2 protein-coding genes are annotated in these 5,737 nt (G+C 45.5%); both read right to left on the bottom strand.

From position 1 onward, the window contains the following. Nucleotides 1-400: 400 nt before the first annotated feature. Nucleotides 401-2,296, bottom strand: a complete 1,896-nt coding sequence (locus ACYPZI_RS15360; protein ID WP_459603158.1) for a SusD/RagB family nutrient-binding outer membrane lipoprotein — start codon at nucleotides 2,294-2,296, stop codon at nucleotides 401-403. A gap of 20 nt (nucleotides 2,297-2,316) precedes the next feature. Next, the gene (locus ACYPZI_RS15355) at nucleotides 2,317-5,592 is read right to left on the bottom strand and encodes a SusC/RagA family TonB-linked outer membrane protein (RefSeq protein ID WP_459603156.1); all 3,276 of its coding nucleotides are present in this window, start codon (nucleotides 5,590-5,592) and stop codon (nucleotides 2,317-2,319) included. Nucleotides 5,593-5,737: the final 145 nt, after the last annotated feature.

Genomic DNA, 5,737 nt, shown 5'->3' with positions numbered 1-5,737 from the left:
TTATTACAACATAATTTTCGTTTTTGTCATGCTGACGATAGGAAGCATCTCTTGTCAGTTCCGCTTTTAAGGAACGAGATCCTTCGTGCCTCAGGATGACAAAGAGAATGTTGCATTAATTATCATAAATTACTTAGTTTGAAAAAGAATATCGCATGAAAATGGGTAGTAGATAAATAAGGATATAGTATAGTGCTTAGATACACTTTGTTTTTCATGCTTTCGAATAGCCCCGTCATTTATTTGCAGAAGTAACGATTATTCTCTAAACGATAAGCAATTAAATTAGTTTCTCTATTTTTTATTGTAAACGCAACAGAGGCTGTCCCCATTTGGGATAGCCTCTGTTTATTCACATATATTAGGAGTTGTTTCCGAACAGGGAGCAACTCTTTATTTATTAAGGGAGCGACGGTTTGATAGCAGCCGGAAGGAAATACGACTCGCTGACTTTAGATTGTGGTACCCAGAATACCGGATTACCCCATTTGTCGTCTTCCATTACTGCCGAATACGACTCCATGTTGTTTGTCCGTTCGGATGGCGGCAATGTGAAACGCTCCAGCATCATGGTTTGGTTTATTAAAGACTTGGCGGGAATTATACAAGTTATCGGTTCCAGTTTCGGATGACGTGTGCGTCGCAGTTCGGCAAACGCTTCATAAGCTCCCGCTATGTTGAGGTGGATATATTTCTGCTGCATCAATATTTCCATTTTGCCCTCTACTCCCGCGGCAGCGTCAAATTCGCCCTGAACCTTATTCGCGTAATTATCAATAATCGCGGTGGAAGGCTTGGTAGGGGTTAAAATAGCTTTGGTAGCATCCGTCATGGTTCCCGCATAATTCGGAGCCGCATTCATCATATACCAGTAGTCGGTAGAATGTTTCACGGCATCTTTAATGTGAGCGCCTGCCGTCTTACCGGTAGAAGCAAGGTTTTTCAGAGCTACTTCGGCCAGGAACAGATCGGTTTCGGCCTGGCTTACAATACGGAGCGGCGATTCGCTCAGCACATAAGTCACCGGATTGTAATAAGAGAACATACAAGATTTCACCATCACGTCCATCGAAAATTGTGGGCGTATCATGTTGGAGTGGCTGACTCCCGGAGTTTTATCCAGCGGATTGGTAATGTTCCATCTTCCTCCGTTAACATCGTAGCTGTTTCCTTTACCATCTACCTCCTTGATTATTGGCAATGTAATACGCAGGTGACGTTGTCTTTCCCAGTTCATTGATACGCCGTAATACTCGACGCGGTCAGTAGTTCCGTCCGGTGTAAATCCGATAGCGATAGCCGGCAGGCGCGGATCGTCTTCGTTAATATCATACTCGTCTCCGCCGCGGTTCATACGGGTCATTATCACATCCGGGATAGTCATACAATAGTAGTTCTCGTAGCGCCCACGCTGTATGATGCCGCCAGAAGAGAGGCCTACACGGTTCTCGTTCAATTGGGGCGAAGTCATCATAAAATCTTCGGCCGGCAAATTTTTGATAGCTTCGGCGATGTAGGGCTTCACATAGTCTTCGGCAACGCCTGAAATGCGGACGCATGCCTTCAGGTTCTGCGAATTGATATATTGCATCCATTTGTTGATATCGCCTTTGAAAAATATATCCTGCGTTTCAAATGTTTTTTTATGCACATCGGACATGTTAGCGTATATAGATGGCAGTTCGGCAACTATGGTCTTATATTCGTCTATCACCGATTTATAGATTTCCATCGGATCGTCATACTTTGGAAAGAAGACTCCCGACGTGCCTTTGAATGCTTCGGTATACGGGATACTGTTGAATATATCGACGGTTTGCAAAGCTACTACGTTCTTTAGCACGGTGGCCAAACGCTGGTATATTATGGCATTGGTGGTAGGCTTGCCAAGCCTTTCCATTTCTGCTATTTCATCATTGATCGACATATAGCTTCTCAGGTCGGTATAAAAGCGGGAAAAACGCCCGTAAGTATTTCCGTTGGCATCAGCCATAAATCTGTCCAGGTTGCCGTATTCGGCATCGGCATTCGCATTGATAAAGCTTTCGCTGTACGGTGCCAGCGCAGCAAGCTGCGGCACTTCGAATGTCTGGTAGGAAAGCAACCAATACCATTCGCCGTAATCTTCCAGCCAAAAACGGGTCTTTTGCATATTGGTAAGCAACCCGGAGACAGTTTGCTCGGGCTCCTGCGGAACATATTTACTCGGATCTTTCCAATATTCGTCCAGTTCACTTGAGCAGGACACCCAACCAAGCGAAACAGATAGTAACAATATATATATTAACTTTTTCATTTTAGGAATTTTTATATGGTTTAGAAACTTACATTGACTTTAAATCCGAACGTACGGCTTGCCGGGTAATTGCTGTATTCTATCCAACTGTTAGATCCGCTGGTTCCCAAGAGGGCTTCCGCGTCGATATTCGGGATCGATTTGTACAGGTAACCCAGATTCCGGGCAGTCAGCCCTACCGACAGTTTTTGCAGGCGCAGCATGGATGAGATCTTTTTAGAGAACGTATAATTCAACGACAATTCCCTGAACTTAATATAATTGTTATCTTTTATAAGGTCCGGCGCCCAGTTTTTGTAATCGTCGCGATTATACGTGGTTCTATAGTAGTCATATGCGTTGACAACAATATCGTTTGGCGTTCCGTCCCCTTTTACTCCCGGAAGGATCAATCCGTCGTGGCGTTCGCGGGTAGTGCCGTCAGACAAGGTTTCGGTCCATGTCAGCCCACCGTGCGCTGCGTCGCGGTATTGCAACGATTCTTCTGCCACTCCGTTACCCATCAGGTAATAATTACTGATCGACAGTACTTTTCCTCCCTGCCTGAAATCGAATCCGGCCATCAGGTTCAGCATCCCCCAGTCGCCCTGTAAATAGAAGTTGGAGGTCAAACCTCCGATTATGTTCGGATTGACAGTACCCACACATATCCTGTCTTTCACGTCATTGGAAATCTGGTATTGCCCGTTGGCGTTGACAATCCGGTTGCCGTTCTCGTCTTTCAGGTAGTCCTGCGTCCACAAGCTGCCCATGCGTTCTCCTTCTGCTGCACGGAGTTCTATACCATAATATTCTTTACTGATCTGGGTTATGCCCGGATACAAGTCTACTACTTTATCCCATTGCTTAGAGAGATTTAGAGACAGTTCCCAATTGAAGAAATTCGTTTTTATCGGTGTGCCTTTGACAAAGAATTCTAATCCCTGATTGTTTATTTTGCCGGCATTGATGCGGATATTATTTGCCGCTGTCGTTGGTGATAATGGCACAGACATGATCTGGTTATAAAGCGTACTGTTGTAATAAGCGAAGTCTACTTCGACCCGGCTGTCGAATAGCCTCAGGTTAAATCCGGTCTCGAACTCCCGCTTGCGTTCCGGCTTCAGATCTCCGGAAAACAAGTCTTGCGGAGCGACTACATCATTTATGTTCGTATTAGGAGCCGGCAACGTATTCATCTCATAAGCCTTGTATGCATAATAACGACCGGCTGCACGCCCAACGTCGGCCCATGACAAGCGTAGTTTACCATAATTCACCTTCGGTATATGGAAACGTTCCGTAAAGTTCCATACAAAAGAAACTCCGGGATAGAAATATGAACGGTTTAGCTTGGTCAGCGTAGACGCCCAGTCGTTACGCGCCTGAAGTTCCAGTACATATTCCATATTATACGAAAGCGTAGCTTGTCCGAACACACTGTACATGGATTCATCTCCTAGACCGTATGAAGAAACATCTGTACTATTATCTTGACTTGGCCATCCAGCCCCGTTTTTCAGCATCCAGTAATCAGGAAATTTAAGCCCGCCATACGTTCCGACACCCACACTGGTATAGTTCTCCTTGCGATATGAAGTTCCAATCATGGCATATACATTCCATGTATCCTTAAATTTCTTATCGAAAGACAGAAAAGCGTCATAATTTTGTATTTTATTCCTTTCGCGGCTGTAACGGAATAGCCCGCCTTCCGCCAAACCGGTTTCAGGGTTTAAATTTTCGATCTTGTTCTTTTTGATATATTCGGTGTCTGCGTAGTCGAGACCTCCCTGCACTGTCAGCGTCAGGTAGGGTAACGGCGTAAAGAAAGCCTTGGCTGAGGTAACAGTGTGCAGACGGTTGTCGTGGTTCCGGTTCTCGTTGTTATTCCACAACATACTGAAAAAGCCATCCTGGTCGCCGGCGAAGGCAGAGGGCCATCCCCAACCGGATGCTTCGATATTGGTCAAATCCCTCAGAGATATGCGATAACCATTCTCGTCCTTATAGCTATTCATTGCGGTCTCTATATCATAGTCGCGGTTGTAGGCGCCATATGAAATAAAACGCTGCAGGTTTGGACGCCTGTTGGTACTTTTTACATTATAGATGTTTTGAACAAACTCGAAGCGCGCAAACGGCGATACAGTAATCTGCCCGTTAAAGCTAAGCGAGTTTTTTATCTGTCCCTGATTCGGCATCGTTCCGTTATAATCGAAATTAGTAAACGAAAGACGCATATTCCCTTTGTCGTTCCCACCCTGTATGGCTGCGGAGAAGCTCGATGTGGAACCGTTGTTGAACGGGGCCATATAGTTGTCTTCATAAGCCTGATACTTGCGCATCGTGCCATCGAAGAACATGATATTCGAACCGTCGAATTTAGGACCGAAACCGTAACGGCTACTGACTACGCGGCGCGTAGTTTTGGTTCCGTCGGTGTAGCTCATGTCGTATTCATTCACTCCCGAACCGTATTCGTTCTGAAATTTGATCAATTGGTAAGGAACTTCTGTTTCCAAACCATATGACAGTTGCACGCCTAAACCGCGCGTTCCGGCTCCGCTTTTCGTAGTGATCAACACAACCCCGTTCGCCCCGCGACTACCGTACAGAACCGAAGCTTTCGCTCCCTTGAGTATTTCCATAGACGCAATATCTTCCGGATTGAGGTCGTTGACGGCCGATCCGTAGTCAAAAGAGTTTAGCGGATCATAACCGCGCGAGGACATGTCCGAATCCGAGTCGGACATAGGCACTCCGTCTACTACAAACAATGGCCGCGTACTCGATGTGGATTCCAATCCCTGCGCGCCGCGCACATTGATTTTTATTCCTCCCATCGGCCCGGCTGCTGTGGCCTGGATTCCTACTCCGGCTGCTTTTCCGTAAAGTGCAGACAATGGATTGTTTGTAAGACCGGCCTTTATTAAATCATCGCCCCTGACTGTGCTGATAGCGTATCCCAAAGCCCGGGTATCGCGTTTGATACCTAAAGCGGTAACAACTGTTTCCTGAAGGGCAACACCGTCTGTTACCAGGCGTACATTGATGGTTGTTTGGGTACCAACGGTGATTTCCTGTTCGTTATATCCCAGAAATTTGAAGACTAAGACATCGGTTGGCTTTGCTTTGATCGAATAGGCGCCATTCTCGTCAGTCAGTACGCCCTGAGTCGAACCTTTGATCGATACGCTTGTGCCAACGAGTGTTTCATTTGTTTCGGCATCAAAAACAACTCCTTTCACATCCGTTTGCCCGAAAAGGCATAAGGATGAGATAAGCATGCAAAAGAAAATAATTGCTTTTCTCATAAGTTTAGATAATTTAGTTAATAACCTGAGTTCCGTATAAGCAACGCTCATTTTTCGCATCTGCTTTGTGGAACAAGAACTTTAGCCCAATGCAAATAGGACAAAGTTTTTGCTATAAAATTAGGAGCAGGATGATTAGCAGAAT

This window comes from Dysgonomonas reticulitermitis, assembly GCF_054601275.1.
The sequence above is the reverse complement of the archived record's forward strand: the minus strand, read 5'-3'. Positions and strand labels throughout refer to the sequence as shown.

Coding starts and splice junctions, on each gene's coding strand:
- ACYPZI_RS15360 (WP_459603158.1), bottom strand. CDS start 2,296: ATGAAAAAGTTAATATATATATTGTTACTATCTGTTTCGCTTGGTTGG.
- ACYPZI_RS15355 (WP_459603156.1), bottom strand. CDS start 5,592: ATGAGAAAAGCAATTATTTTCTTTTGCATGCTTATCTCATCCTTATGC.